The sequence below is a fragment of the Nocardia sp. NPDC052566 genome (genome assembly GCF_044547285.1).
Classification (GTDB): Bacteria; Actinomycetota; Actinomycetes; order Mycobacteriales; family Mycobacteriaceae; genus Nocardia.
The window spans coordinates 80,924-106,728 of the sequence record NZ_JBIUAF010000005.1 but is presented as its reverse complement, the minus strand read 5'-3'; the positions used below and the strand labels follow the sequence as shown (position 1 = coordinate 106,728).

16 protein-coding genes are annotated in these 25,805 nt (G+C 69.0%); 13 read left to right on the top strand and 3 right to left on the bottom strand.

Going from position 1 to position 25,805, the window contains the following annotated elements; all coding sequences use genetic code 11:
* Positions 1 to 51: 51 nt before the first annotated feature.
* The 6 genes from ACIG5A_RS25425 (at position 52) to ACIG5A_RS25400 (ending at position 12,324) form a co-directional block, all read left to right on the top strand.
* Positions 52 to 1,272, top strand: coding sequence for a sensor histidine kinase (locus tag ACIG5A_RS25425; RefSeq protein WP_397244195.1), 1,221 nt, complete (start codon positions 52 to 54; stop codon positions 1,270 to 1,272).
* Positions 1,269 to 1,892 carry a response regulator gene (locus tag ACIG5A_RS25420; protein ID WP_397244193.1) on the top strand — a complete coding sequence of 208 codons (624 nt, stop codon included), beginning with the start codon at positions 1,269 to 1,271 and terminating at the stop codon, positions 1,890 to 1,892. Before ACIG5A_RS25425 ends, ACIG5A_RS25420 begins: the two co-directional genes overlap by 4 nt.
* 84 nt (positions 1,893 to 1,976) lie before the next feature.
* Positions 1,977 to 2,561: a universal stress protein gene (locus ACIG5A_RS25415; protein ID WP_397244191.1), complete on the top strand. Its 585-nt coding sequence runs from the start codon at positions 1,977 to 1,979 to the stop codon at positions 2,559 to 2,561.
* Positions 2,562 to 2,656: 95 nt separating this feature from the next.
* Positions 2,657 to 8,953 carry an SDR family NAD(P)-dependent oxidoreductase gene (locus tag ACIG5A_RS25410; protein ID WP_397244189.1) on the top strand — a complete coding sequence of 2,099 codons (6,297 nt, stop codon included), beginning with the start codon at positions 2,657 to 2,659 and terminating at the stop codon, positions 8,951 to 8,953.
* On the top strand, positions 8,950 to 10,182 hold the full coding sequence (locus ACIG5A_RS25405) for an aminotransferase class I/II-fold pyridoxal phosphate-dependent enzyme (RefSeq protein WP_397244187.1): 1,233 nt from the start codon (positions 8,950 to 8,952) through the stop codon (positions 10,180 to 10,182). Before ACIG5A_RS25410 ends, ACIG5A_RS25405 begins: the two co-directional genes overlap by 4 nt.
* Before the next feature lie 12 nt (positions 10,183 to 10,194).
* Positions 10,195 to 12,324 (top strand): MMPL family transporter, encoded by a 2,130-nt coding sequence (locus ACIG5A_RS25400; protein WP_397244185.1) that lies wholly within the window; start codon positions 10,195 to 10,197, stop codon positions 12,322 to 12,324.
* A gap of 3 nt (positions 12,325 to 12,327) precedes the next feature.
* On the opposite strand, the gene ACIG5A_RS25395 is transcribed toward ACIG5A_RS25400, so the two are convergent.
* Positions 12,328 to 13,134: a BTAD domain-containing putative transcriptional regulator gene (locus ACIG5A_RS25395; RefSeq protein ID WP_397244183.1), complete on the bottom strand. Its 807-nt coding sequence runs from the start codon at positions 13,132 to 13,134 to the stop codon at positions 12,328 to 12,330.
* A gap of 335 nt (positions 13,135 to 13,469) precedes the next feature.
* On the opposite strand from ACIG5A_RS25395, the gene ACIG5A_RS25390 reads away from it, so the two are divergent.
* The 4 genes from ACIG5A_RS25390 (at position 13,470) to ACIG5A_RS25375 (ending at position 18,856) form a co-directional block, all read left to right on the top strand.
* The gene (locus ACIG5A_RS25390) at positions 13,470 to 14,045 is read left to right on the top strand and encodes an ester cyclase (RefSeq protein ID WP_397244181.1); all 576 of its coding nucleotides are present in this window, start codon (positions 13,470 to 13,472) and stop codon (positions 14,043 to 14,045) included.
* A 76-nt stretch (positions 14,046 to 14,121) separates the two neighbouring features.
* Positions 14,122 to 15,414 carry an ABC transporter substrate-binding protein gene (locus ACIG5A_RS25385; protein WP_397244179.1) on the top strand — a complete coding sequence of 431 codons (1,293 nt, stop codon included), beginning with the start codon at positions 14,122 to 14,124 and terminating at the stop codon, positions 15,412 to 15,414.
* Positions 15,411 to 17,231: a hypothetical protein gene (locus ACIG5A_RS25380; RefSeq protein ID WP_397244177.1), complete on the top strand. Its 1,821-nt coding sequence runs from the start codon at positions 15,411 to 15,413 to the stop codon at positions 17,229 to 17,231. Before ACIG5A_RS25385 ends, ACIG5A_RS25380 begins: the two co-directional genes overlap by 4 nt.
* A complete protein-coding gene (locus ACIG5A_RS25375) occupies positions 17,228 to 18,856 on the top strand; it encodes a hypothetical protein (protein ID WP_397244175.1) in 1,629 nt (542 codons plus the stop codon). Before ACIG5A_RS25380 ends, ACIG5A_RS25375 begins: the two co-directional genes overlap by 4 nt.
* A 43-nt stretch (positions 18,857 to 18,899) precedes the next feature.
* Here ACIG5A_RS25375 and ACIG5A_RS25370 read toward each other — a convergent pair whose 3' ends face one another.
* Positions 18,900 to 19,757 (bottom strand): alpha/beta fold hydrolase, encoded by an 858-nt coding sequence (locus tag ACIG5A_RS25370; protein WP_397244173.1) that lies wholly within the window; start codon positions 19,755 to 19,757, stop codon positions 18,900 to 18,902.
* Between the two features lie 122 nt (positions 19,758 to 19,879).
* Here ACIG5A_RS25370 and ACIG5A_RS25365 point away from each other — a divergent pair, with 122 nt between their 5' ends.
* The 3 genes from ACIG5A_RS25365 to ACIG5A_RS25355 all read left to right on the top strand — a co-directional run bounded on the left by ACIG5A_RS25365 (position 19,880) and on the right by ACIG5A_RS25355 (position 24,747).
* Positions 19,880 to 20,719 (top strand): helix-turn-helix domain-containing protein, encoded by an 840-nt coding sequence (locus ACIG5A_RS25365; protein WP_397244171.1) that lies wholly within the window; start codon positions 19,880 to 19,882, stop codon positions 20,717 to 20,719.
* Between the two features lie 149 nt (positions 20,720 to 20,868).
* A complete protein-coding gene (locus tag ACIG5A_RS25360; RefSeq protein WP_397244169.1) occupies positions 20,869 to 22,311 on the top strand; it encodes an ankyrin repeat domain-containing protein in 1,443 nt (480 codons plus the stop codon).
* A 144-nt stretch (positions 22,312 to 22,455) separates the two neighbouring features.
* Positions 22,456 to 24,747, top strand: coding sequence for an Orn/Lys/Arg decarboxylase N-terminal domain-containing protein (locus ACIG5A_RS25355; protein WP_397244167.1), 2,292 nt, complete (start codon positions 22,456 to 22,458; stop codon positions 24,745 to 24,747).
* Here the strand turns inward: ACIG5A_RS25355 and ACIG5A_RS25350 are convergent.
* Positions 24,731 to 25,753 carry an NAD(P)H-dependent oxidoreductase gene (locus ACIG5A_RS25350; RefSeq protein WP_397244165.1) on the bottom strand — a complete coding sequence of 341 codons (1,023 nt, stop codon included), beginning with the start codon at positions 25,751 to 25,753 and terminating at the stop codon, positions 24,731 to 24,733. The genes ACIG5A_RS25355 and ACIG5A_RS25350 overlap by 17 nt on opposite strands.
* Between the last annotated feature and the right edge of the window lie 52 nt (positions 25,754 to 25,805).

Sequence of the window (25,805 nt, the reverse complement as noted above, 5' to 3'; positions counted from 1 at the left end):
CGCCGCCCTGATGTACCAGGTCGGCGCCGGTCCGGGCGGTATGGTCGGGACATGGATCGCGCGCCGACGATCGGTCCCGAGGCCACATCCTTCCTACGGTCGAATATCTGGTATCGGCTGTGGGCCTGGTTCGTCGTCATCGGCTGCGCCGCGACCGCCGGTGCGGTGTTCCTGCTCGACCGGCAGTTCCCGGCGAACCGATTCGGCGCCATCCTCGCGCTGGCGAGCATCGTGGCCTGGACGTTCGCCTTCGCCCGCGGCCGCGCCGACGGTCAGGACCGGCTCTACCTGTGGCGGGAATTGACCTGGCGCACAGAGGTATTCGTTGTCGGCGTGCTGGCCCTGTTCGCCGTGGCGATCGGTTTCGCCGGTGCGGCGGTCGCGGTGCTGCCCGTCGTCTACTCGCTGGTCTATCTGGCGCTGCCGCTGCGCGCCGGGCTGGCCGCGGCGGCGGTGGCCAGCGTGCTCCCCGGTGCGCTCGCCTTGCTGACCGAGGGCGTGCACGGGCCCGATGTGCCACTGGCCCTGGTGATCTCGGGCGTCGGCCTGATCTCCAGCCCGGTGATCGGCACGGCGATCAGGGTGGCCGTCGAGCGAGGCGCACAGCAGGCGGTGCTCCTCGACGAGCTGGCACGCAGCCGGGCCGAGGCCGCCCGGCTCTCGCGCGAGGCCGGGCAGTCGGCCGAACGCGCGCGCCTGGCCCGCGAAATCCACGACACGCTGGCGCAGGGCTTCACCAGCATCGTCGCGCTGGCGCAGGCGGCCGAGATGGAGGTCGACAGCGATCCGGCGGCGGCGCGCAGGCATATCGGCTTCATCGGCGCCACCGCGCGAGAGAATCTGGCGGAGGCACGGTCGATGGTGGTCGAGCTGACCCCCTCGGCGCTGGCAGCGGGTTCGCTCGTCGATTCCGTACGCCGCCAAGGCGATCGGCTGACCGAGGAGACCGGTATCGCGGTCACGATCGACGTCGCCGCGGACCTGCCGGACATCGGCACCGCGGGCGAGGTGGTGCTGTTGCGCGCGGCGCAGGAGGCCTTCGCCAACGTGCGCAAGCATGCCGAGGCACGGACGGTGGTCGTCGAGCTGGCGCCGGCGGATTCCGGGGTCAGGCTGTCGGTGGCCGACGATGGCATCGGGTTCGCGCCGGACGACGCCACCGGCTTCGGGCTGCGCGGCATGCGGGAACGGGTCGAGCAGGCCGGCGGCACCGTCGCGGTGTCGAGCGCGCGCGGCAGTGGCACCAGGGTGGAGGTCGAGATTCCGCGATGATCACGGTGATGCTGGTCGACGACCATCCGATGGTCAGGGAGGGCCTGCGCAGCATGCTCGAGGCCGAGCCCGATCTGACCGTCGGCGGCGAGGCCGATTCCGGGGCGGCGGCGGTGGAACTCGCCGCGTCGCTGTGCCCGGATGTCGTACTGATGGATCTGCGCATGCCGGGAATGGACGGCGTGACCGCGACCGAGCGGATACTCGCGATCCGCCCGGAGACCAAGATCCTGGTGGTCACCACGTATGAGACCGACGCGGACATCCTGCGCGCGGTGGAGGCGGGCGCGACCGGCTACCTGCTGAAGGACGCCTCGCGCACCGAACTGGGCGACGCGGTCCGCGCGGCGGCGCGCGGTGCGACGGTGCTGGCGCCGTCGGTCGCGGATCGCCTGGTGCAGCGGCTGCGCGAGCCGGCGCAGCCGGCACTGTCGGCCCGCGAGATCGAGGTGCTGCGCTGGGTGGCGAAGGGCAGGACCAATGCCGAGATCGGGCAGGAATTGCATATCAGCGAGGCGACGGTGAAAACGCACCTGCTGCGCGCGTTCAACAAGCTCGACGTGTCGGACCGGACGGCGGCGGTGACCACCGCCATGAACCGCGGGCTGTTGAACACCTGAATCCGGTGTCCACCGTTCGGTTGACCCGGAATTCAGTCGCGCGGTCGTCCCGTCGCACCACCGCCGCGGCGCACGATTTATGCCATGACCGCATTAGTCGAACACTCGTTGTCCCGCTCGGAAACCCTCGAAACACGGTGTGGCCCTGTCGTTGTCGCCGTCGACGGGTCCGCGCTGTCGGATCGGGCGGTCACACGGGCGGCCGCCATCGCCGTCGCGGCGGATACGGATCTGCTGCTCGTCGGCAGTTTCGCGGTCGCCGACCGCCGTGAGCTGCGCACCGCCGACGCCGTACTCCGGGCGGACGCCTACCTGGTGCACGGCAGCACACCCGCGGAAGAGATCCTTCGGGTCGCGGCCGAGTCCGCGCGGGCGCGCGGTGTGCGCCGAGTAGTCCGGCGGGTCGTCTCCGGCTCGCTCGCGACCGCGTTGATCGCGGTGGCGGACGAGACCGGGGCCCATCGGCTGGTGGTCCCGGATCACGGCGTCGGAACCAGGCAGGGCCGCTGGTTCGGCACGTTGAGCGGTGCGCTCACGCGACGGGGCGTCGAGGTTCTCGCCGTCACCGAGGGGCGTTCTCCGGGGCCACAGCGACCGACGGCGACCGCGACGCTACGGGCCCGAACGCAGGGTCGGCTCCACTGTTGCCGCAGGCTCGCACGCGCCTAGCGACCGATTGGCAAACGCGCTCGTAACCGCGACATGACCCCGCGTCCCTAGCGTCGTGCGGACCAACCACAGGCATGGCCAACAGGGGGATTCGAATGACCGAAGTAGCAATCGTCGGAATCGGCTGCCGGTTTCCCGGCGGCGTCCACGACGCGCCGAGTTTCTGGGAGTTCTTGGTGAACAAGGGGGACGGCGTCACCGAGATCCCACCCGACCGATGGAACGTCGAGAAGTATTACGACCCGGACCCGGACGCACCGGGCCGGATGTACACCCGTCGCGGCGGGTTCCTGACGGAGTCGCTGTGGGATTTCGATCCCGACTTCTTCGGCATCTCACCGCGGGAAGCATCGATCATGGATCCGCAGCAGCGCATGCTGCTCGAGGTCGCCTGGGAGGCGCTGGACGACGCCGGACTGGCCGCGCGGGTGAGCGGTCAGCCGGTCGGCGTCTACGTCGGCGCGTTCACCAGCGACAGCGCCATCGGGCGGGTCGGCATGGACGCGCGGATGGAGATCTCCGGGCACACGCCGATGAGCTACACCTTCACACTGCTGTCCAACCGGATCTCCTATGTGCTGAACCTCAGCGGGCCGAGCATGACGATCGATACCGCGTGCTCGTCCTCGCTGGTCGCCCTTCACCAAGCCGCACAGGCGATTTCGGCGGGTGAATGCGATCTCGCACTCGCGGGCGGGGTGAACGCGATGCTGCAGCCGGAGACCTTCGTCTCGATGTCCAAGGGCCGATTCCTGGCCGCCGACGGGCGGAGCAAGGCCTTCGACGCGGCCGCGGACGGCTATGGCCGCGGCGAGGGCGCGGGCATCGTGGTACTCAAACGGCTCGACGCGGCACTGCGCGACGGTGACCGGATCTACGCGGTGGTGCGCGGCACCGGCGTCAATCAGGACGGTAAGACGCCCGCGATCCCGGTGCCCAACCCGCAGGCGCAGGAGAACCTGGCCAGGCGGGTGTGCCTGGAGGCCGGTGTCGCGCCGGAGCGCGTCGCCTACGTCGAGGCGCACGGCACCGGGACACCGGTCGGCGATCCTCTCGAAATGTCCGCGCTCGGAAAGGTTTACGGCGCGGTGCCGGGTCGGCAGGTACCCCTGGCCGTCGGGTCGGTGAAGGCGTCGATCGGACATCTGGAGGCCGCGGCGGGTATCGCCGGTGTCATCAAGGCCGCGCTGACCGTGCACCACCGCACCATCGTGCCGCAGGGCTGGCTGGAGCACCCGAATCCCGATATCCCGTTCGACGAGCTGAATATCGCGATACCGACCGAGGCGCGGCCGGTGGCCGACGAGAAGGTCGTCGTCGCGGTGAACAGCTTCGGCTACGGCGGCACCAACGCGCACGCCATTCTCCAATCGCCGCCGAACGCCTTGCCCGAGCGGGAGATGCACGCCTTTCCGGTGCTGCCGCTGTCGGGGCGCGGCCCGGAGGCGGTCCGCGCGCTCGCGGGCCGGTTCGCGACCGCCGTGGAAGACGGCGCGGATACCGATGCGCTCGTCGCGGCGGCGTGGGCCCGGCGCGCGCACCATCAGTACCGCACCGCGTTCGAATTCTCCGATGCCGCTGAGCTGGCGGCCAAGCTGGCCGACTTCGCCTCCGGCGAAGGGCAGCGTCCGGCACGGACATTGGCCACCGACGCGGCGGCGCCGGTCTTCGTCTTCAGCGGCATGGGCCCGCAGTGGTGGGCCATGGGCCGTGAATTGCTGCGTGCCGACGGCGAATTCACCAGGGTCGCCCGGATGATCGACGAGGAATTCGTGCCGATCGCCGGATGGTCCATCATCGAGGAACTGTCGCGGGCCGAGGAGGATTCGCGCGTCACCGACACCGAGGTCGCGCAGCCGGCGAACTTCCTGGTGCAGGTGGCGCTGGTGGCGGAACTCGCGGCACTTGGCGTGCGCCCCGCGGCCGTCGTCGGGCACAGCGTCGGTGAGGTCAGCGCCGCGTATGTGTCCGGAATGCTCAGCCTGCGTGACGCTTTGCGCGTCAGCTACCACCGCTCGCGGCTGCAGGCCACCACGCGCGGCGCGATGCTCGCGGTCGGACTTTCGGCCGAGGACGCGATGGCGCTGGTGCCAGAGGCCGACCGGATCTCGGTGGCGGCCGTCAACAGCCCGACCGCGGTGACGCTGGCCGGTGATCGGGACGCCATCGGGCGGATGTACGAAAGAGTTTCCGAGACAGGCACGTTCGCACGGATTCTCAATGTCGAGGTCGGCTACCACAGCCATCTGATGGATCCGATTCTCGACGAGATCGGTGCCGTGCTCGCGGATCTGCGACCGCGGACACCGGATGTTCCGCTCTACTCGACGGTGCACGCGGGCGCGGTCACCGGCGCGGAATGGGATGCGGCGTACTGGTGCCGCAATGTCCGCGAGCCGGTGCGCTTCGCCGACACGATGACCGGCCTGATCGCGGACGGGCACCGGGTGTTCCTCGAGGTCGGGCCGAATCCGGTACTGAGCGGCAGCATTCGGGAGATCCTGGTGCGCGCCGACGAGAGCGGCACGGCGATCGGCACGCTCAATCGCAAAGAGGGCGATATCGTCAGCCTGCGCCGCGCGATCGCCGGGCTCTACGCGGTCGGCGCGCTCGACACCTCGGTCGTTCCCGGTGGGCCCGCGGTGACACCGCATGTCGCGCTGCCCGCGTACCCGTGGCAGAAGAGCCGGGTGTGGTCCGAGCCCGAGAGCGTGGTGCGCGAGCGCATGGCGCTCGATACCCGCTACCCGATGCTCGGCCAGCGCACCGCGCCGTCGGCATCGGAATGGACTGCGTCGCTGTCGGTCTCGACCCTGCCGTGGCTGCACGACCACGTCGTGGAGGGGCTGGTCGTGCTGCCCGGCGCGGCGTACCTCGATGCGGCATTGAGCGCGGCGGCGCTGCGCACCGGGCGAGACGACCTGGCGCTGGAGGACGTTCGCTTCGTCACCCCGCTGGTCATCGATCCACACGACGTGCCACTGCTGCGGCTCACGGTCGAGGAGACCACCAAACGGTTCACCATCGCCTCGCGACCCGCCGCCGGTACGAACTGGACGGTCAACGCGACCGGGCGACTGGTCGAAGGGCCCGTGCGGTCGGTGCGAGTGGACGTGCCCGCGGAGGCGGGCGCGACGACCATCCTCGGTGCGGACATGTATCCGGCGCTCGCCGCGCACGGGTTGACCTATGGTCCGGCGTTCCAGGGCGTGGAGTCGGCGAGCGTCACCGCCGATACCGTGGTGGCCGCGATCGACACCTCGATCGTGAAAGAGTCTGCGCACCTGGCACATCCGGCCGTCGTCGATATCGCGCTGCAATGCGTCGCGGCTCTGGCGCACGGCACCGAGTCGGCGTCCGGCGGTGCGATCGTGCCCGCGGGCGTGCTCACGGTGCGACGCTTCCGGCCGATTCCGGATTCGGCGACCGTGCTCGTCCGCCGCACCGGCACCGCGCCGCTGCTCGCCGACGTGGACATCGTCGATGCCCAGGGCGATCAGGTCCTGTCCATGACCGGGGTCGAATTCCGGCCGGTCACCCCGCATACCTCGGTGCTCAACCGCCTCGGGCAGGTGTTCTACGAGCCGAGCTGGGAGCTGTACGACGGCGTCGAGGCAACGGCGGCCGGGGTCGCCGAGGAGTTCGGCTTGGTAATCGCCTTGGGTGAGACCGCTTCACCGCGCGCGGCTTCGATTGCCGAACGGTATTCGCGGGCAACGGTTTACCGGGTCACCGATCCCCTGCTGCCCGAACTGGCCGATGAGATCGGCGCGGCATTGCGCGACGGGCTGGCCGCGAACGAGCACGAGCGCGCCGACGTGATCGTCGTCGCCGGTGCGGGATTCGCGCCCGCCGCGAATGTGGCGGCCGTGGCGCGCGTCGCGGCCGCCATCGCCGCGGTGCTCGACCAAGGCGATACCGAGTCGGAGCCGCACGCCACGATCAACGCGGTCGTCGTCACCGAGCACGCGTTCTGCCTGCCGGGCAGCATCGTCGATGCCGATATGGCGCACGCCGCGCTCGTCGGCGCACGGCGCTCGCTGCTGAACGAGCAGTCGATCGCGGGCTGGCGGCTGGTCGACATCGAGGCGGATACCCCCGATGATGAACTCGCCGCCGAGGTGTCGAGCGGATCCCCGTGCCGCGAGGCGCAAGTGGACGAGATCTGCCTGCGCATGAGTTCGCGCTGGGGCCTGCGCATCCACAAGAACCTCGCCGACCATCTCGCGCCGAGGGAGCAGGTGCACACGCTCACCGATCCGGAGGCCTCGTTCAAGCTGGAGGCGCCCAGCTCCCGCATGCTCCAGGATCTGGCCTGGCGCAGGCTCGAACGCGTCGCGCCAGGCCCGAACCAGATCGAGGTGCGGATGCAGGCGATCGGCGTGAACCCCAAGGACGCGTTCAAGGTGCTCGGCGTCCTCGCCGACAAGGATATGGACGAAACCTTTTTCGGCCGCGATCTCGGGCTCGAAGGCGCGGGCCGGGTGGTGCGGGTCGGCGACGACGTCACCGATGTCGCCGTCGGAGATCTGGTGACCGTGTCCGCGCGCGGAATGGTCCGCCGGTTCCTCACCATCGACAGCCAGGATGCCTCCGTGGTGCCGAGCCACTGGGAGCCGGGGTGGTCGAGTTCGAATGTCCCGTTCCTGACCGCGGAACTCGCGCTCATCGATGCCGCGCGTATCGGCGCGGCCGATACGGTGCTCATCCACGGCGGCGCGGGCGGGGTCGGCCTCGCGGCGATCCAGGTGGCCAAACACGTCGGCGCGACGGTGATCGCCACCGCCGGCAGCGAAGAGCGCCGCGCGCACGTGCTCGCGGCCGGGGCGGATCACGCGATCGATTCGCGGTCGACGAACTTCGTCGACGACGTCCTGCGGCTCACCGGCGGCCGCGGCGCCGATGTCATCCTGAACAGCGCACCGGGCGAGATACTGCGGCAAAACCTCAGGGCGGCCGCCGAATTCGGGCGGGTCGTGGAGATCGGCAAGATCGATATCTACAGCGGCGGCGTCATCGATCTGCGGCCGTTCGACCGCAACCTAACCTTCATCGCACTGGACCTGGATCGCATGATGCGGTTCCGGCCCGCCGCGGTGCGGGCCAAGACCGCGGGGCTGATCGAGAAGCTCGCCGCGGGCGTGTACCGCCACCTGGCCTACCACGCGTACTCGATGAACGACGTCGGCGCGGCCTTCGAGGCGATCGTGCGGCCCAAGCGGATCGGGCGGGTGGTGCTCGATCTCGACGAGCCCGCTCCGCAGGTGCGGCCGCAGCTCCCGTCGGCCGGAATCCGTTCGGACGCGGCGTATCTGGTCTCCGGTGGATTCGGCGCGTTCGGTATGGCCACCGCCCGCTGGCTGGTCCGCAAGGGTGCGCGGCGACTGATCCTGGTCGGGCGCCGGGGTGCGACGAGCGATAGGGCTGTCGCCCAGTTGCGCGAATTCGCCGACGCGGGTGTCGAAGTCATCGAGGAACATCTCGATATCTCCGACTACCAGGCGATTTCGGCCGCCGTCGAGCGGACGAAGACGGCGGGGTATCCACTGCGCGGTGTCTTCCACGCCGCGGGCGTCGTCGACAACTCGCCCATCGACCGGATCGGCGCCGACACCGTCGAGAAGGTGTTCGCGCCCAAGGTGACCGGTGCGATCAACCTGGACCGCGCGGTGCGTGCGGCGGGCATCGACCTCGACCACTTCGTCCTCTGGTCCTCGATCAGCGCGCTGATCGGCGGCTTCCCGCAGGTCGTCTACGGCGCCGCGAACGCGGCACTCCAGTCGCTGGCGCACAGCCGCCGCTCCCGCGGCGAACAGGCGCTCTGCGTCGACTGGGGTTCGATGGCGGGCGGCGGTATGGCCGAGGCGAACGAGGAGACGGTCAGGTACCTGGCGATGGTCGGCTTGCGGCCCATCGACATGGACCTCGCGACCGACTACCTCGCCGAAGCCATGTGCCTTGCCGTCCCGCACGTCTCGATCCTCGATATGGATTGGAGCAAGGCCGCCGCGACCACCTACGCGGTCCGGCATGCCGCGCGCTTCGCCGAATTCGCCAGCGGGACCAGCGCGGATCAGGACGAGGCCGCCGCACTGCGGGCGAAGCTGCTCGCCATGCCACCCGACCAGCGCGGCGCGGCGGTGACCGCGGCGCTGGCCGAGGTCATGGCGGTCGTGCTCGGCGTCGGCGCGGACGCGGTGGACGTGGAGACGCCGCTGCTCGAACTCGGCATGGATTCGCTGATGGCCGTCGAGTTCGCGGCGCGCACCGGCAAGGCGATCGGCATCGAACTCTCGCCGATGGAAATGGCGCGCGGCCTCGGGCTCGGCCTGTCCGGCATCGGCGCCAAATTGGCCACCCAGCTCGACACTACGGAGGCGAAGTCCGCATGAACCAGCAAGTGAAAGCCCGTAAGTCCGTGTTCGACGACCATCCCGAGGTCGTCATGGCCAGGCAGCGACTCGAATTCAGCTCGCACGTAGCGAGTTTGGGCATGCCGAACCCGTATCTCGAACCGCACGAGGGATTCAACGCGACTACGGTGCGCAAGTACGGGCGCGAGATGATCAATTTCAGCAGCTACAGCTATCTGGGCATGGCGGGCCATCCTCGGGTGCGTGCCGCCGCGAAGGCGGCGATCGACACCTACGGCACCTCGGTGTCGGCGAGCCGGGTGGTCTCCGGTGAGATCCCGCTGTACACCCAGCTCGAGGGCAAACTCGCGCAGCTCTACGACGCCGAGGACGCGATCGTGACCACCAGCGGCTACATCACCAATGCCGCGGTGCTCGGATTCCTGCTCGGCCCGCAGGACATCGCGGTGTGCGACGCGCTCGCGCACAACAGCCTGGTCTCGGGCACGCGGTGGTCGGGCTGCCGGCGGGTCAACTTCCGGCACAACGATCCCGCCTCGCTCGAGGCGGTGCTGCGGATGTCGCGGCGCACCGCCAAGCGGGCGCTCGTGGTGCTCGAGGGGCACTACAGCATGGAGGGCGATATTCCGCCGCTGCCCGAACTTATCGAGGTAGCAAGGAAATACGACTGCGCCGTCATGATCGACGAGGCGCATTCCTTCGGCGTCCTCGGCGCGGGCGGGCGTGGCGTGCGCGAGTTGTACGGTCTGCCAGGCGATGCCGTCGACATCTGGATGGGCACGCTGTCCAAGGCGCTCGGCAGTTGCGGCGGCTTCCTGGCGGGCAACCGCGACCTGATGATGGCGCTGAAATACACCGGACCCGGATTGAGCATGTTCACCGGCGGCCCCGCGCCGTCCGCGATCGCCGCGGCACTGGGCGCGCTGGAGGTGCTCGAGGCCGAGCCGGAGCGGGTCCAACGGCTCCAGAGCAATGGCAAGACGCTCTGGAAACTGGTGACCGACAACGGCTTCGAGACGGGTATCGCCCAGGGCACGCCGATCGTCCCGGTGATTCTCGGCGGCGGCGGGCGGGCGGCGCTCGCCTCGACCAAGCTGATCGAGGAGGGCGTCAACGTCAGCCCGATCATGGCGCCCGCGGTCCCCGACGGCGAGGAGCGATTGCGGTTCTTCGCCACCAGCGAGCACACGACCGACCAATTGACCACGGGCGTCGAGGCGCTCGTCCGAGTGATCCGCGCGATGTAGGGGGATGCGGCGATGACGCGTTGGGCAGACTTGATCACCGCTCGGCCGAGGTACACCGTGGCGATCGCGGTGCTGGCCGTCCTGCTGAGCGGTGTGTGGGGTCTCGGGGTGCTGGACCGGCTGAACCTGGCGGGCCAGATCGACCCCGGAAGTCAGTCCGCGCGGGCCGACGAGCTGATACAGGCGAGTGTCGGCCGTCGGACAGCGGATGTCGTGGTGATCTACACGGCGCCGCAGGGCAGTTCGCTCGACGACCTGCGACCCCGGGTCGTCGAGCGGCTGGACCGGGTCGATCCGGCGCTGCTGGCCAAACCGATCGAGTCCTATTGGACGACAACGGATCCGCTGCGCCGCTCGGCCATGGTCTCCACCGATGGGTCGAAAGCCCTTGCGGTGCTGACCCTCAACGGCAGCGACGCCGATCAGCTGCGGGCCTATCAGCGGTTGGCGCCGGAGCTCACCGTGCCCGGAATCCGCACGCAGTTCACCGGATTCAGTGCGCTGACCGACGACTACAACAACGAAACGCTGCGTGACGTCGCGCTGGCCGAGACGGTGGCGTTCCCGTTGACGCTGCTCCTGCTGCTGTTCGTGCTCGGCGGTCTGGTCGCCGCGTCGTTTCCGGTGGTCGTCGGCGGCCTGACCATCCTCGGTTCCCTCGGCGCGCTGCGGCTGATCTCGATGTGCACCGATGTCAGCGCGTTCGCGGTGAACGTGGCCACGGTGCTCGGCCTCGGCCTGGCCATCGACTACGGCCTGCTGACCGTCGGCAGGTTCCGCGAGGAACTCGATCGGGGCCGTTCGCCCGTCGAGGCCGCACGGCACACCGTGCGGACCGCAGGCCGCTCGATCGCCTTCTCGGCGCTCCTGATGACCTGTGCGTTCGCCGGTGCGCTCGCCGCGCCGATCTCGATGCTGCGCTCGCTCGGCTTCGGCGCGATGGCGGCGGTGGATATCGCGGCGCTGCTGTCGCTCACGGCGGTGCCCGCGATGCTCGCGCTGCTCGGCGCGCGCGTCAACGCGCTGCCGTGGCGGCGGGGCGCGGTCAGGCGCGGTGAGGAACGCGCGGTGCGCTTCTGGGGCGCGGTGGCGGATCGGGTGATGCGCCGCCCCGGGCTGATCGCGGTGGTGGCGGGCGGTGTGCTGCTGGTGTCGAGCACGCCGCTGCTCGGCATCCAGCCGGTCGGCATCGATATCAACGGCCTGCCCGGCGACAGTCCGGTCCGTGTCGCCCAGCACACGCTGACCACCGAATTCCCCAATGCGACAGACGGTGTCACGCTGGTGCTGCGCGGGCCGGACGGTGCGCCGCCGTCGTCGCAGGCCGTGGGCGAGGTGATGTCGGCGGCCCAGCGCACCGCGGGCGTCCGGTTCGTCCTGCGGGAGGCCCAGGGCGAGGACATCGTCGTCGTGCACGCGGTGATCACGACGCCGGATTTCACCTTCGGCGTCCGTGACACGGTGGCCGCGCTGCGCGAGATCGCGCCGCCGCCAGGCACCACCCTCCTGGTCGGCGGCCAGAACGCGATCAGCACCGACAGCGACGCGGCGATCATCCGCAGCTTTCCGCTGATGCTCGCGATCATGCTCGGCGCGACGCTGGTGGTGATGTTCGTGGCGTTCCGGTCGGTGGTGTTGCCGTTCAAGGCGGTGGCGATGGCGGTGCTCAGCCTCACCGCGACGATCGGCCCGCTGATCTGGATCCTCCAGGACGGCCACGGCGCCCGGTTCCTCGGCGCGGAGGTGGCGCCGCTGCCGTTTCCAGCGCTGGTGGTGGTGATCGGCGCGGTGTTCGGCTTGTCCACCGACTACGAGGTATTCCTCATGTCCAGGATGCTGGAGGCACACCAGCATGGCGCGACGATCGACGAGGCGGTGCGTGCCGGGGTTTCGCGCACCGGCCGGGTCATCACGGCCGCCGCGCTGCTGCTGATCATCGTCACGGGGGCCGTCGCGTTCTCCGATGTGAGCCTGATCAAGGTGACCGGGCTCGGCATGGCGGTGGCCATCTTCGTCGACGCGACCATCGTGCGCATGCTGCTGGTACCCGCGCTTGTCAAGCTGATGGGCGGCGCAAACTGGTGGATGCCTGGCACCGGATCGGCTGTGCCACACGCCGATCCGGTACCCGTCGGCCGTTAGCGCTCAGCCGGTCCGCCGGACCGGCTGAGCATCGGCGCACGGCGCGAGGGTGCGCCGGAACACCGCCAGTGTCTCGGGCGCGGGCGCAACGCCGAGGTGTTCGCGCAACCGCACCACACACAGCCGGAACCAGCTGTGCGCACGCTCCAATTCACCACGCTGACCGTGCAGGGCGACCAGCTTCCGATAGCTGGCCTCGTGGAAGCGGTCCAGGTCGATCGTGCGGACGCACAGCGAAATCACCTCGGCGATATCGGCATCACGTTCGGCGATATCGCGCAGTTCCTGTAATGCGCACAGCGCCAGCGACTTCAAATATTCGCGATGCGCGATCACCCAATCGGTCATATCGCCCTCGAGAAAGTCACCGTCGTAGAGTCGCATGGCCGCCTCGAGATCGGCGCGGGCGATCCGCGCATGCCCCGTCTTCTTGGCACGCAATCCGGAATCGACCAGACGCTCGAACTCGGTGACGTCGAACCAGACATCATCGGCTTCCAGCATGTAGCCGAAATCGCGATACAGGAGCCGGATATCCGCGGAACCGTCCCGTGCCGCACCCAGTGTTCTGCGCAATCCGTGGCAGGCGACCTTGAGTGAACTCGTCCCGGAGCTTCGGACGGTATCCGGCCACAGCGCCTCGTACAAACGGTCGCTCGTTACGCGTTGATTGATATGAATCATCAGGTACTGGAAAAGAATTCGGGAGCGGCCGGCAGGCCACCGCAGGATCGGCTCACCGCGCAGCCGAATATCGGACATTCCGAACGACTTGACGAAGAGCGCGGCATCGGCGCCGCGGTGTGGCACTGCCGCGAATCTGACAGAGCTGCTGCGCAGGTCGGTCCGGTCAGCGAACCCGAGGTCCGATCCTTCTCCTGCCATGAACCCCCCTTGGAAAGGGCAACCGAGTACCGGCTGCTGATTTCATCGTTTTTGCGATCGAAGAGCGGCGTGACCCGCCGCGTGCGCGGCGGTTTCGAACTCGGCATACGGGCCGGTACCCGGTGTATCCGCCATCAGTCTGCGCACGTTATCGCGCGGGGTCGTGAGTAATCGACTACTCGTCCGCCATACCCCCCGAACACCGGGGGCCGACGATTGCGCATAACCGCGCAGTAACCGAACCGGGTGACACTGAACCGGTGACGAAATCAGACCCCGCGACGGTTACCATCGGCAACGCCTCCGGGCAATTCACGATCGATACCTCCGCCGACCGGATCGAAAGCCCGCAATGGCTGGATGAATTCATCGACCGATATAGCGCGGCCTGGAATTCCGGCTCAGCCGACGCGGTGGCAGCCTGTGCGACGGAAGACGTCCTGTGGCGTGAACCCTCGATGGGGCGGCCGGTCCGGAATCGGGACGGGCTGGCCGATTTCGTCGCCGATACTCTGCGCACCTTCCCGGATATTTCCTATACCAACCCATTTCCACCGACCATCGCGGGCGAATCGAACATCGCCGTCGTCCCGTGGCGGATGACCGGCACCCACCTGGGCGTGATCGATCCGCCGGGATTCGCGGGCACCGGCAAACGCATCGACCTGTTCGTCGTCGACGTCTGGCAGTTCCGCTCCGGCCTGATCGCGCGCTGCCGCTCGACCTGGGATCTCGCCGAAATGCTCCAGCAGCTCGGCATCATGCCGCCGCGCGGCAGTGCGGCGGAACGCGCGCTCGCGCAGGCACAGCGGTGGCGGTCCAAACTCGGGATATAGCCGCAATCGCGGAGTCGATCACCGCGTTTGATGGGAGAATCGTCGGCGACCGCCACGACCACATTGCCGGGGGACCATGCGGACCAGGAGAGCACTGCTGCAAGCGGGCATGGTCCTGCCGCTGGCCGCCTGTGCTCCCGAATTGCTGTGGGGCGGTTCGGGAACCGTCCGGATCGGCGTGTCCTGGAGCGGGGTGGAGCTCGCGGCCTTCCGGGAGGTGCTGGCGCGGACGGCATTCGGGCGATCGGTGGATGTGATTCCGATGGGCGACGATGTCGGCACGGCGTTCACCGCGGGCGGGAAGTCCGCGCCGGATATCGTCATGCTGCCGCAGGCAGGCCAGGTTCGCGCACTGGTCGACAATGACAAGCTGCGGCCCGTCGCCGAGGCGCTGTGGACCGACGACGAGGGGGCGCGCTATCCGGAGCCGTGGCGTCAGCTGTTGCGGCACAAGGGAAAACCGTATGGGGTGCCGTTCAAGGCCGCGGACAAGTCGCTGGTCTGGTACGACCGGCAGTCGGTCGACCGCTATCACCTCGGCGACCCGGCGTTGTGGACGATCCCGGACTGGGTCGACCGAATGGAGGTGCTGGCGCGCACGCCCATTCGGCTGCTCGCCCTCGGCGCCGGTGACGGCTGGGTGCTGACCGACGTCTTCGAGAATGTGCTGCGCGGCGAATCACCGCGCAGCTACGACGATGTCGCGGCGACGCGGGGAACGATGACCTGGGATCGGCCCGCCGTGCACGCGGCGTTCGGACATCTCGTGCGGCTGTGGGGTCAGCCGCACACCTTCGCCGGTGGCGTCGCGGTGGCGCTGACCCGCCAGTTCCCCGATGCCATCCGTGACGTGTTCGAGCGCAGGCGCGCGGCCATGGTGATCGCGCCCGATTTCGCCGAACCCATTGTGCGGGAAGCCCTTCGAGCGGCCGGTCGGCGCTCGGAGGAGGCGGTGGGCATCGTGCCGTTTCCCGCGGTCGGCCCCGGCGCGGATCGGCCGCACATCGTCGGCGGTGATGTCATGGTGGTGACCAAGAACGCCGATCGGCGCGCCGACGAGGTGGTCGCGGCGCTCGCCGCGCCCGAGGCACCGCTGCCGTGGATCGAGCGCACCGGCGGGTTCCTCGCGCCGAATCTCCGCACCACCGCCCGCTATTCGATGCTGATGGCACCGATCGCGCGGGCGCAGGGGTCGTGGGGGGCGTTCGATCTGTCCGATCAGCTCGGGGCGGTGGGTGGCCGAAACGGACTGTGGCGCATCCTGACCGAGTTCCTCACCACGATCGGCGATGGCGCGCGGGAACATCCGGAGCCCGCGATCGATCAGGCGATCGCCGCGCTGGAAGCCTTCGAGCAGGGGCGCCGATGACGGGCGTCGCCGACTTCCGCGCCAACGGGCTGCGTCTCGAACTCGCCACCCGGCGGATGCGCGGACCGCTGGTGCCCGGCGGCAGGCCACACCGCTGGCTCGGCTGGGCCGGTCTGCTCGCGGTCGGGCTGATCGCGGCGTTGCTGGTCGCGCCGACCGGGTGGACGGTGGCGATCGCGATCGCCGCCCGCCCAAGAATCGTGCTCTGCTGCACCGTCATTGCCGCGGCCACCGTCGCGTTCACGGTAACCTCCCGGCACCGGCGGCCCGGCGATGCCCGGCGGCTGCGGCGGGTGGCGCTCGCCGCGATCGCCGCCGTCGGGCTCTGGCAGCTCGGCGGCGCACTGACCAGCGATGGCATGTGGGCTTATCTGCGCACCATGCTGTGGGTCGGCTTCGCCATGGTGCTGCTGTTCGCCGCGTTGATCATCGCGTGGGTGTCGCGCGATTCACGCAGGCTGTGGGCGCCGTTGATCGTCCCGTTCGGCATCTCGGCCTTCGTCTCCGGCGTCGCGTTCCGATCGATCTTCGAACACCTCGCCGACTGGCTCGGCATCGACGACATCGGCTGGTACCGAGTCTGGTTCGCGCTGATGCTCGGTTCGGCATTCCTGTGGACCTGGCTCGGCTTCCTCACCGGACTGTTCCGCGCCGCCATCCGGGCGATCGAAGCGGATCCGGTGCGCGCGGGCTATCTGCACGGTGTGCCGCACCGGCTCCCGGTGCTGCGCCTGCTGGAGTTGGTGCGCCCGGTCATGCTGATCCTCGGCCTCGCGGTGGGCGTCGCGGCGGCCCGTGTCTTCGATGTGGTGCTGATCGGGCTGCCGAGTTCGATGCAGTACCAGGTCGACAGCGCCACGGTGCACTGGTGGCGGCTGGCCACCGACGCCGATCTCGGCTCCGGTGTCGCGGCGGCATATGCCATGCCGCTCACGGTGCTGGTCGGTTTCGTGGCCTGGCTGCTGCAAACCGGTGTCCGCAGGCATCGCACCGGATGGACGGCCACCGCGGTGGCGCCGCCGGTGGACGGCAGGACCCGGATCGGGGTGCTCCGTGCCATCGGCATCGTGCTGGTATCGATCTTCGCGCTCATTCCGATCCTGGTACTGATCGCCGTATGCCTGGACAGCCCACAGGGATTCGGCCTGTCGGCGCTCACCGGCATGTGGCATGATCAGGCGTTCCAGGAGGCGTGGCAGACCACGGCGCTTGTCGCCGGGCTGGCCACGATCGTCGTGGTCGCCGCCGCGTTGCCGGTGGCGCATCGGCTGGCCGCACTGCGCACCGATCGGGCGGTCGCGCGCATCTCGGTGGTGGCGCTGGTCATTCTTTCGGTGCTGCCCGCGCAGAGCTACCTCGGTTCGCTCGATGCGTTCATCGACGCATTCGGCTTGTCCGGCACCAGAATTCCGCTGATCTTCGTGCACGCGGCCGCCGGGCTGCCGATCGCGATCCTCATCCTGCGCGGCGCCATGCTCGCCCCGCCGGGCAGTCCGGCCGATGACGCGCTGCACGGGCTCGCCAGTCCCGGCACGATCGTGCGGCGACTGCTGACCTCGGCCGGTCCCGCCGTGGCGGCGGTGGCGGTGCTGGAATTCGTCCAGGTGTGGAACGACTTCTTCATCGGGCTGATGATGAACGGTGCGGGCGCGAGCCCGTGGTCGCTGCTGTTGTGGGGCGAGGCAAGGCAATTCAACGAGAACGCCGCGCAATTGGCGGCGGGGGCGTTGCTCTCGGCGGTGCTGCCCGTGCTGCTCGTGCTCGCGACCTGGCGGCGCTGGCTGGTGCCCGGCCTGACCGGCGGAGCGTTGCGATGACCCAGCCACACGGACACGAAAGGCCGCGGCAGGCCGCGCCGCGCTCCTCGATCTGGGAGGGCGTGCTCGGCACCGCGGAGGTGGTCGCCTGGGCGCTGGTCCTGGAACTCGGTCGCAATATCGTGGTGAATTCGCTCGGCGACAGCGATGTCGTCAAGGTGATCGGCGGCCTGCTCCGCGGGCTCGCGGTCGTCGGCGTGCTGACCGCGGGCGCGTACGCGGTCTACCGCCGCATCGATAGATTTCGCGAAAGAGTGCGCACCGAAAGGGAACTCGCGCTGATCGCGGAACTGGTCGAGCCGGGGGAAGCGGTGCAGTCCGCCGAGGACAGGCACTGTACCGAGGCGCCGGAACAGCTTTCCGGGCTCGATCACGATCCGCTCCTCGCGGCGCTGCGCGACCTGCCGACACACGAATTCGAAACGGCCGCACTGCTCGCCGTGCTCTCCGCGATGCTCGACGCGCCCGCCCGGCTGCCCTCGGAGTCGACGGCGGAACGGCGCACCCCGCTGGTGCTGCTCGAGGATCTCGAGGTGCGCGGCATCGTGAGCCATCTCGGGGCCGACCGGTACTGCCTGCGCAGAACGCCGAAGCTGCCGTCGACGGCCGAGGTCGTCGCCGGTCCGCACTGGCAGGCGGCATTGCCCGCGCTGCTGCGCCACTACGCCGACCGCGCCACCCGCTGGGCGATCGCGTTGGACACCGATCGATTCGCCAAGGGGGCCCGCCGGTGGTTCGACGCGGAGGAACCGTATCTGCGCACATTGTTCCCGGCGCCGTCGGTGCGTCCACCGGCGGCCGCGGTACATGAACTCGCGCGCATCGCCGACGCACTCGACATCTGGTATGCACGAAAAGGGTTGCTGGAGAACACCTCTGGCGTGGCCGAAGCGCTCAGGCGGTTGATGGACCAGTCGGCGGGCGACTTCCCGGTACGCGACGCCGTCACCGTGCTGCGGGCCGGGCGGCTCGCACAGCGTCCGCCGAAGTATCGCCCGCGCGGGCTGTCCACCAGCCTGTCGGCGCGGTGGGCGCACTACACCGCGCTGCGGCGGCTGGATTCCTCGCCCAGCCCGCAGGTGCTTGTCGACGCGGCGGATCAGCTGGAAGCCGCATGGTGGCTACTGCCCCACGCCGATCTGGCGGGCGAGGTCTGCGCCCTGATCAACCTGGCCGTCGTCCATCTGCATCAAGGCCGTCTCGACGCCGCCCAGGACCGCCTGGAACTGGCCGAATCCCGCACCCGAGGCGGCCGCGACCCCGCAGGCCGCGCCCAGACCTTCGAAACCCTCGGCGCTCTCTGGTGGACCCGCGGCGAACCCCGCCGCGCCCTGCGCTGCTGGCAACGCGCCCTCACCGCCTACCGCGACCTCGCCGACGACCTCGGCATCGCCCGCTGCCTCCAGCACCTCGGCTCCGCCATGACCGTCGCCCCGGAACACGGCGGTCTCCTACTCGACCCGCCCCTGACTCGCGCGGAGGTCCTGCGCCAAGCAGGCGGTTGGCTCGCGACCGCCCGTGCTATGCACCCCGACGCCCTGCACGCCGAACACTATGCGCAGCAGGCCGACTCACCCCTGCACACCGTGGACCGCTGGCCGCTGGCCGCGCGCGATCCGCAGTGAGCGTCCCGCGGTGCTCCTGCGCTCCCCGCGACGCTCGATACCCTCACTGCGGGCACTCGGCGACGAAACCGCGGAGTAGAGCCGCGGTGACCTCGGGTTCCTCGAGCATCGGTGTGTGACCGACGCCGTCGAGGATTTCGACCCGGGCATGCGGGACCACACGATAGTCCGCAGCGGAGGACGGCTGCCATCGCCGGTCCTGCGCGCCGAAGATCACCAGGACCGGCAGGCCGAGGTCGGTCAGCCGGTCGGGCACGGGCCGCTCCGCCAGAAATGCGCGCGCCGCATCGGATGTCGCGATAAAGGCGCGATAGGTCATGCCGCGGACGTCGGCGATGATCTGGTCCGGAATCCGCACATCGCGGGTGACCGCGGTGCGCGCGGCGGCACGAATCGTGCTGTCGGAGCGCAGCCGCCATGCCAATGGACCCACCACCGGCACGTAGAGCAGGCGGCCTGCCAGGGTGTTACCGATGAACGCGGATATCCGCGGGCCGGTGTCGATCAGTGCGATCGCCGTGATCAGCTCGCGGCGCTGGGTGGCGAGGGCGGTGGCGACCGACCCGCCGGTGGAATGCCCGACGACGATCGCGCGACGCACGCCGAGCCGGTCGAGCACGGCACCGACCCGGCGCCCCTGCTCGGCGATGCCGTAGCCGTCGGCGGGTTTCGCCGATTCGCCGTGCCCGAGCATGTCCACCCGCACCACGTGAAAGTCTTTCAGGGCGAACATGATCGGCTCCCAGCTCGCGGTCGAACCGGCAAGGCCGTGGATCAGCACCACCGTGGTCGCGCTCGTCGGCCCGCTTTCCACGACGTGGATGTCGCCATCGCTCAGCCGCACGATCCGCTCGCCCGCCGTGTCGCCGTCTTTTCCTGGTGGTACTGCTATTTCGTTCATGGGCCCTCCTGCGGTCGATCCGTCCTCCCCTCACCTTCCAGGAAACCCGCCCACCGCGTCTTGAAGAAATGTCGGCATCGCGCGTTTCGCGCCGTGCCACACACCGCTCATACAATCGTGGTGTGCGCTCCACCGGCCGACAGGCAGATCTCACTACCGGCTGGGAGATCGCGCGACCGGCACGGACCACCGTGCCACCCGGTATCGACATGGCGGGGTTCAGTATTCGTGGTGACAGCGTCACCGAATTGCGGGCCATCCCCCATCCGGCCGTCACCGTGGTCGTCGAGTTCGGTGGCCACCCGCTGGCCGTCTCCGACGCGTCCGGCCGGACGCATTCGGGCAGCCTGGCCGTCGGACTCGCCTTCGACGGCATCAACGCCCGTGCCGTCGGCCTCGACTGTGTGCAGGTGCGCGTGTCGCCGGTGCTCGCGCACGCCGTGCTCGGCGTTCCGCCCGCCGAATTGGGTGGAACCATCGTCGCGCTCGAGGATCTGTGGGCGCGCGACGTGGCACGCCTGCGGGAGCGACTGCACTACGCGCCGACTTGGCAGGAGCGTTTCGCGCTGGTCGACGCGGCGCTGTCGGATCGGCTCCGCAATGGCCGGACGGTCGATCCCGAAGTGGCGTGGACCTGGCGTCAACTGCAGCTCAGTCACGGCCGAAGCCGCGTCGGCGACCTCGCCACCGAGACCGGATGGAGCCGCCAGCGGCTGTGGTCACGCTTCGGCGCACAGATCGGCCTGACCCCCAAACGCGCTGCCATGCTTGTCCGTTTCGACCGCGCCATCCACCGCCTCGCCGACGGGCACACTCCCGCGCGGGTGGCGGCCGACGGCGGCTACGCCGACCAATCCCACCTCCACCGCGAAGTCCGCGCCTTCACCAGCACGGCCCCCACCGCCGCGGCCGCCGAACCGTGGCTGGCCGCCGATCACACCGCGTGGCCCGGCATCGCGTGAACCGGTGCTAGCCTGGGGAGCGCGCACGCAGGGTGCGACCGGTCCGCGGGCAGGGCTCAGCCCACCTGAATTCGAATACCATCATTGACCGATCCTCTTTTCCGGCCCGGATGATGCGGACACCAGGCGCATACGGAAGGGAGGCCATCGTGCCTGTTCGTCGACTCCCCCAGCAGCCGAATCTCGAGCATCTGCGCAAGCAGGCCAAAGCGTTACGACGCCGCGTTCGAGCGGGCGAGCCGGGATCGGTGGCGCTGGTCGGCGAGTATCACCCGAATCCGCCCGTGGTTTTCGGCCTGTCGGATGCTCAGTTGGTGACGGCGCGCATGTACGGCTTCGGCAGCTGGCCCAAGCTCGTACAGCACATCGAAACGGTGCATCGATACAGTCGGTCACCACACGAGGTTCAGCATGGTGACGGCCTGGCGGGTGAATTCCTGCGCCTCGCCTGCCTCACCTACGGTGACGACTACCGCGAACGAATCCGCGGCGCCGACAAGCTGCTGACATCGGCGGCGACCGTCGATGTCTTCACCATGGCGGCGACCGGATCCGCCGACGCGCTCCGGTCATTGCTCGCCGGCGATCCCCTGCTCGCCCGCACCCAAGGCGGGCCCTTCGGCTGGGAACCGCTGCTCTATCTGTGCTATTCGCGTGTCGATACGCCGGGCCGGTACCTCGACGCCGCCCGGCTGCTGCTCGAATCCGGCGCCGACCCGAACGCCGGTTTCCTCTGGGAGGGATTGCCCTCGCCGTTCACGGCCCTCACCGGGGCGCTCGGCGGCGGGGAAGGTGATCAGCCTCCGCATCGCGATGGCATGGCGCTGGCCCGACTGCTCCTCGAGGCGGGCGCGGACCCCAACGACAGTCAGGCGCTGTACAACCTCGGCCTCGGTGGCTCCTGGTCCGACGACACCGCCCATCTGGAACTGCTCCTCGCCTTCGGACTCGGCCAGGGCGACGGCGGGCCATGGCGGGCCCGCCTCGGCCACACCATCGCCTCGCCCCGACAGCTGATCCGCGACGAATTGGCGACGGCCGCGCTCCGCGGCGGCCCGCGCCGGACCGCTCTGCTGCTGGAACACGGGGCCGAGGTCGACGGAATCGGCGAGCACCCGTTGTTCGGCGGACGCACCCCTTACGAGCTGGCGCTACTCAACGGCCACACCGAAGTCGCGAATCTCCTTGCGGCCAAGGATGGTTCGGCCGACCTCACCGAATCCGACGCGTTCATCGCCGCCTGCCTACGCGCCGACACCTCGGTCCTGTCCGCCGACCCGCAACTGATCGCGAAGGTGCGAACCGAAACTCCCGGCCTGATCGATCGAGCCACCGAACACGGCAATCTCGCCGCCGTCCGCCTACTCGCCGAACTCGGATTCGACGTCAACCACCGCCGAGGCACCACACCACTGCACACCGCCGTCTGGAACAACGACGAACCCATGGTGCGTACCCTCATCGCCCTCGGCGCCGACCCTACGATCGAGGACGCCGACCACAACTCCACCCCCCTCGGCTGGGCCGAGTACCTCGAAAACGACCCCATGGCAACCTATCTCCGCGAGGTGACACCCTCGACCACCGACTGAAGCTCGCGTCGGGCGCGGCAGTAGCGCGGCGCACGGCTCCATCCGGCACGTCGACGGTCTCGAATACCGACTGGAGCGGTACGGGCTCGGACGTCACATCCGCCGCCGGGGCGGAATCCCACGCTCCGGGGAGGAGAGTTCGCCATGCCCGGGTCGACGATTCTGTTGGCGGTCAACGACATCACCCCCGGTTCGGTGCTGGCGGACCAGCTGGAGCGGATCTGCGAGCACCTCACCCGCGAGGGGCACGACGTGGTCAGGGCCCGTACCGACGAGGACGCGCTGGCGCTCGTGCAGAGCCGTGCCGATCTGATGGCCGCACTGGTCAGCTGGGATCTGAAGGGCACGGACGGCGAGCGGCCCGCCGAAGCGGTATTGCACGCGCTCGGTGCGCGGTTCGCGCAGTTGCCGGTGTTCCTGGTGACCACCGCCGTATCGGTGGACGACCTGCCACTGTGGGTGTCGGAGGTGGTGTGCGGGTATGTGTGGCTGCTGGAGGACACCCCGGGCTTCATCGCGGGTCGTATCGGCGTCGCGGCCCGCCGCTACCGCGACGAGTTGCTGCCGCCGTTCTTCCGGGAGTTGCGCCGCTTCGACGACACCCACGAATACTCCTGGCACACACCGGCGCACGCGGGCGGTGTGGCATTCCTGAAGTCGCCGGTCGGGCGCGCGCTGTTCGACTATTACGGAGAACGACTGTTCCGCACCGACCTGTCGATCTCCGTGGCCGAGCTCGGCTCGCTGTTCGAGCACACCGGACCGATCGGCGACGCCGAACGCAACGCGGCCAGAATCTTCGGCGCCGATCTGACATATTTTGTCCTGCACGGAGATTCGACCTCCGACCGGATCGCACTGCACGCCAGTGTCGCCATCGACGAGCTCGTGCTCGTCGACCGGAACTGCCACAAAGCGATCTACCACGGACTGACGCTCACCGGCGGTCGCCCGGCCTATCTGGTGCCGACGCGCAACGGCTACGGGCTGATGGGCCCGATCCCACCGGCGGCGCTCACCCGCGACGCGATCGCCGAATCACTGTCGCACAACCCACTTTCCGCGGACGCGGCGGACCCGTCACCCGTCTACGCCGTGATCACCAACTCCACCTACGACGGCCTCTGTTACGACGCGGTGCGCCTCGCCGAACTGCTCGGCGCCAGCGTGCCACGACTGCATCTGGATGAAGCGTGGTTCGCCTACGCGCGGTTCCACCCCCTCTACGCCCGCCGCTACGGCATGTCGGTGGACGCGGGCACGGTGCCCGACGATGTCAGGCCGACGATATTGACCACCCAGTCCACGCACAAACTCCTCGCGGCGATGTCGCAGAGCGCGATGGTGCACGTGAAGAATTCGCCGCGGTCGCCGGTGGAGCACCGGCAATTCAACGAAACCTTCATGATGCACGCGACGACCTCACCGCTGTATCCCATGATCGCCGGACTCGATGTGGCCGCGAGCATGATGGACGGCCCCGGCGGCCAGTGGCTCACCGACGAAGCCATCACCGAGGCGATCCGATTCCGTCAGGCGGTGGCCCGCATCGGCAGGCGAATCGCCACGGCGGGCGATCGGCCCGAATGGTTCTTCGGCACATGGCAACCCGACGAAGTCACCGATCCGGGCACCGGGCAAACCTATCCCTTCGCGGACGCGCCGCTGGATCTGCTGCGCACCGAACCCTCGTGCTGGAGCCTCGAACCCGATGCGGCCTGGCACGGATTTCCGGGCATGGAGGCCGGCTACTGCCTGCTCGACCCGATCAAGGTCAGCGTCACCTGCCCCGGCACCGACGCCACCGGGCGCCAAGGCGAAATGGGCATTCCCGCAAAGATTCTCACGGCATACCTCGAGACCCGGCGCATCGTCGTGGAGAAGACCGACGCCTACACCTGCCTGATCCTGTTCTCCATGGGCATCACGAAGGGCAAGTGGGGCACGCTCATCGACGGGCTGATGGACTTCAAATTCCTCTACGACACCGGCGCCTCCCTCGACGAAGTCCTGCCGGGCCTCGTCAAGACCTTCCCCGAACGTTACGCGGGCCTCACGCTGCGCCGGTTGTGCGACCAGATGCACGAGCAGCTCCGCAGTAGCGAGCTGATCCCGTTGCTCGAGGAGGCCTTCACCCACCCGCCCCAGCCCGAACTCACCCCGGCGCAGACCTACCAGCGACTGCTCAGGGGCGGCACCGAACCCGTCCGCCTCGGCGATCTCGCCAAACGCACGGTGGCCACCCAGGTGGTGACCACCCCACCCGGCATCCCGGTCCTCATGCCCGGTGAGAACACCGGCGACCACGACGACCCCACCCTCCGCTACCTGCGCGCCCTGGAGGACTTCGACCGCCACTTCCCCGGCTTCCCCAGCGAAACCCACGGCGTCGCACGGGATTCCGACGGGGACTACTGGATCACCTGCCTGCGGTGAGCACCGGTTCCGGCTCGAGATCGACCACGCCGCTGCCACTGGTGATGTCGAGCGGCACCGAGACCTGGTCGTGCGCGATCAGCCAGGTGCCGTGAATCTTGCGCATTCCGTAGGTGACCCGGACCCACATGCCGCTCGTCGCCGCCCCGTTCTTCAGCGTTCCGCTGAGACGAGCGAAGGCGTGCCCGAATGCCACGTCATCGCCGATGGTGAACGTCAGGTCGCGAATCTCGTAGGTCACGCTCTCGAAGAACAGGAACACATTCGCCCAGTTCTCGAGTTTCGCCGCCGCCCCGACGTGCTGGAGCGGCGGCTCGACGTCGAAGGACACGACATCGGTGGTGTACAACCGCCGCACGGCCTCGAGATCCTTGGCCCGTAGTCCTTCGACCACCTTCTCGATTTGCCCGCGAAGCGCGGCTTCCTCCGACTCGAGCGTGGTTTCGGCGCCGCGCCGCAGCGGCGCGAGCGCGGTGCTCCAGGCGATGAGCTGATCCAGCGTTTTGCCGAGCGCGGCGGCATGGTGGTCGCGCGGAATGAAGGTGGCGTGGTTCTCGAAATCGGTGAGCAGCGAGATCGCGACCTGATAGCCGACATCGGCCATGCCGAGTGTGCCGCAGACCGTCCGCAGTTGCACGACGGACCGGACTCCACCGCTCACGCCGTAGGAGACAAAGCCGACCGCTTTGTCGGTCCACTCCGTGAACAGGTGATCGATGGCGTTCTTCAGCACTCCTGGTGCGCCGCCGTTGTATTCCGGTGTCACGAAGACGAAGCCGTCGAACGGGGCGATCCGCTCGGCCCAGGCGCGGACGCGCTCATCGGCCGAGGGGCCGAACATCGGCGGCGTCGGCTCGTCCAGATGCGGTAGCGGGTGGTCACGCAGATCGATCAGCTCGAATTCGGCGTCGCCGCGCTGCGCCGCCGAATCCAGCACCCACTGGGCGATCTGCGGGCCTTTGCGGTTGGGCCGGGTGCTGCCGAGGATGATGGCGATTCTGGTCATGTCCGGAACTCCTGCTTTGCTGAACGGGTGTACGACCTTCCGACGACACAGC

Excerpts from the sequence above, each read along its gene's own strand:
- ACIG5A_RS25415 (WP_397244191.1), top strand. The coding sequence starts at position 1,977 with ATGACCGCATTAGTCGAACACTCGTTGTCCCGCTCGGAAACCCTCGAA.
- ACIG5A_RS25420 (WP_397244193.1), top strand. The coding sequence starts at position 1,269 with ATGATCACGGTGATGCTGGTCGACGACCATCCGATGGTCAGGGAGGGC.
- ACIG5A_RS25350 (WP_397244165.1), bottom strand. The coding sequence starts at position 25,753 with ATGACCAGAATCGCCATCATCCTCGGCAGCACCCGGCCCAACCGCAAA.
- ACIG5A_RS25355 (WP_397244167.1), top strand. The coding sequence starts at position 22,456 with ATGCCCGGGTCGACGATTCTGTTGGCGGTCAACGACATCACCCCCGGT.
- ACIG5A_RS25380 (WP_397244177.1), top strand. The coding sequence starts at position 15,411 with ATGACGGGCGTCGCCGACTTCCGCGCCAACGGGCTGCGTCTCGAACTC.
- ACIG5A_RS25400 (WP_397244185.1), top strand. The coding sequence starts at position 10,195 with ATGACGCGTTGGGCAGACTTGATCACCGCTCGGCCGAGGTACACCGTG.
- ACIG5A_RS25385 (WP_397244179.1), top strand. The coding sequence starts at position 14,122 with ATGCGGACCAGGAGAGCACTGCTGCAAGCGGGCATGGTCCTGCCGCTG.
- ACIG5A_RS25410 (WP_397244189.1), top strand. The coding sequence starts at position 2,657 with ATGACCGAAGTAGCAATCGTCGGAATCGGCTGCCGGTTTCCCGGCGGC.
- ACIG5A_RS25425 (WP_397244195.1), top strand. The coding sequence starts at position 52 with ATGGATCGCGCGCCGACGATCGGTCCCGAGGCCACATCCTTCCTACGG.
- ACIG5A_RS25375 (WP_397244175.1), top strand. The coding sequence starts at position 17,228 with ATGACCCAGCCACACGGACACGAAAGGCCGCGGCAGGCCGCGCCGCGC.
- ACIG5A_RS25370 (WP_397244173.1), bottom strand. The coding sequence starts at position 19,757 with ATGAACGAAATAGCAGTACCACCAGGAAAAGACGGCGACACGGCGGGC.
- ACIG5A_RS25405 (WP_397244187.1), top strand. The coding sequence starts at position 8,950 with ATGAACCAGCAAGTGAAAGCCCGTAAGTCCGTGTTCGACGACCATCCC.